Origin of the sequence: Mesorhizobium sp. Cs1321R2N1 (assembly GCF_037179725.1) — a bacterium.
In the GTDB taxonomy this organism is placed as follows: Bacteria; Pseudomonadota; Alphaproteobacteria; order Rhizobiales; family Rhizobiaceae; genus Mesorhizobium; species Mesorhizobium salmacidum.
In genome coordinates this window covers 1-1965 of the sequence record NZ_JAPYKP010000292.1, presented here as the reverse complement: position 1 = coordinate 1965, position 1965 = coordinate 1, and the positions used below count along the sequence as shown (strand labels likewise).

The 1965-nt window shown below is 67.8% G+C and carries 2 protein-coding genes; both read left to right on the top strand.

The genetic code is table 11. The annotated features are described in order from the left end of the window. Window positions 1-858: cobaltochelatase subunit CobN (locus tag O7A61_RS32070; protein WP_337133153.1), on the top strand; the 858-nt coding region annotated here is incomplete at its 5' end. Next, window positions 855-1965, top strand: a 1111-nt coding sequence (gene cobG, locus O7A61_RS32065) for a precorrin-3B synthase (RefSeq protein WP_337133152.1), incomplete at its 3' end; no start/stop codon positions are given. The genes O7A61_RS32070 and cobG, both read left to right, overlap by 4 nt.

Below are 1965 nucleotides of genomic sequence, written 5' to 3'. Positions count from 1 at the left end.
ATATCAGGCCTGTTCCGCGACATGTTCCCGACCCAGATCGCACTGATCGACGCCGCCGCCAACGCCGTTGCAGCGCGCGGCGAGGACGATTCAGAAAACCCGCTCGCCGCCAGAACCCGCGCCGACGGCAAGGTCAGTCCACGCATCTTCGGCACCTCGCCCGGCACTTACGGCGCCGGCGTCGAAGAGATTTTGTCCAGCGGCGACTGGGCGGCGCGCGAAGAAATCGGCCGCGCCTATCTCGACGCCACCTCGCATGCCTATGGCGGCGCCGGCGGCGAAGGGGTCTCGGCACCCGGAGTGTTTGAAGGCCGCATTGCCGAAGCCGATCTTCTGGTCCACACCGGCGACGACCCCGGCCGCGACATTCTCGAAGGTTCCGCCGACATCGCCTTCATCGGCGGCTTTTCGGCCGCCTTGGCCACACTCGGCAGGAACGCCGACGTCATCGTGCTCGACACCACGGACCCGCAGAAGCCGAAACCGCGATCGGTTGGCGAAGCGGTGTCGCGCGTGGTGCGTGCCCGTGCCGTCAACGCCCGCTTCATATCTGGGCAGATGCGCCACGGTCCGCGCGGCGCCTCCGAATTCGCCGAAACCGTCGACCGGCTGGTCGGCTTCGCCGAGACCACCCATGCCATTTCAGGCGCGCTGATCGAGGCCGTGCATGATGCCTATCTCGGCGATCCGGAAGTTCGCGCCTTCATCCTGCGCGAAAATCCCGCCGCCGCCAAAGTCATCGCCGAGCGCTTCCTGTCGGCGCGCCGGCGCGGCCTCTGGCATCCCTTGCGCAATTCCATCGACGACGATCTCGCCGCGCTGATCGCCGAGGCCAACGCGCTCGGGGTCGCGGCATGAACGCCTTCTCGCGCCGTGGCTCCTGCCCTGCTTTGTCGGCACCGATGCTGACAGGCGACGGCCTGCTGGTGCGGCTCAACCCGGGCGCCGGAGGCCTCCCGCCGAAGCTCTTGATCGCGTTGGCCGAATCCGCTGTGCGGCACGGCAACGGCATCATGGAAGTAACGGCGCGCGGCAGCCTGCAGAAACGCGGCCTGACAATGGAAAGCGCTGCGTTGCTGGCAGCGGAGGTCGATGCGCTGGGCATCGCGGTGCGCACCGGCGTCCCGGTCGAGACCGGCCCGCTGGCCGGCATTGACCCGCGGGAGATCGCCGATCCGAGGCCGATGGCTGAGCGCATCCGGGTGGCCGTTGAGGAAGCCGGGCTGGCAAAAAGGCTGGGGCCCAAGGTTGCGGTGGTCGTCGACGGCGGCGGGCAACTGACGCTGGATGCGGTGACGGCCGATGTCAGGTTGAAGGCGGTGCGGGCTGATGCTGGCGGCCGTTGGCTTGTGTCCGTCGCGGGTGATGGGCAGACCGCCAAGCCGCTCGCTGTGGGGGATGAAGATGCGGCGCGCGACATTGCTGTCGCGGCGCTGCGGATGGTTGCCGAGAAGGGACGGGAAGCGCACGCGCGGGATTTGTCGAGGCGGCAGTTGGAGTCTCTTGCAAGCTGGCACTCTACGGCGCCCCCCTCTGTCCTGCCGGACATCTCCCCCTCTAGGGGGGAGATTGCGCTGTTATCGCTGTCTTCGCCAATTCTTGACGTTGAAACGGAAGTGCTAGGGGCAAAGCTGCCGATCTCCCCCCTTGAGGGGGAGATGTCCGGCAGGACAGAGGGGGGCGCCGTAGAGCGCAGCCGCCTACCGGTTGGCATCCTCGACGTGAACAACGGCCACGCCCTCGGCATCGGCCTCCCCTACGGCAGCATGCCAGCTGAAAAAATCATCGGCCTCGTGCAAAAAGCTCTCGCCCTCGGCACCACCGAAATCCGCCTCGCACCGGGCCGCGCCCTGCTGTTCCTCGGCCAGCCGGCGGACGCCAAACAATCCCTTCATGACACCGCCGCCACCCTCGGCTTCGTCACCTCCCCCGCCGACCCGCGCACGCGCATCGCGGCCTGCCCCG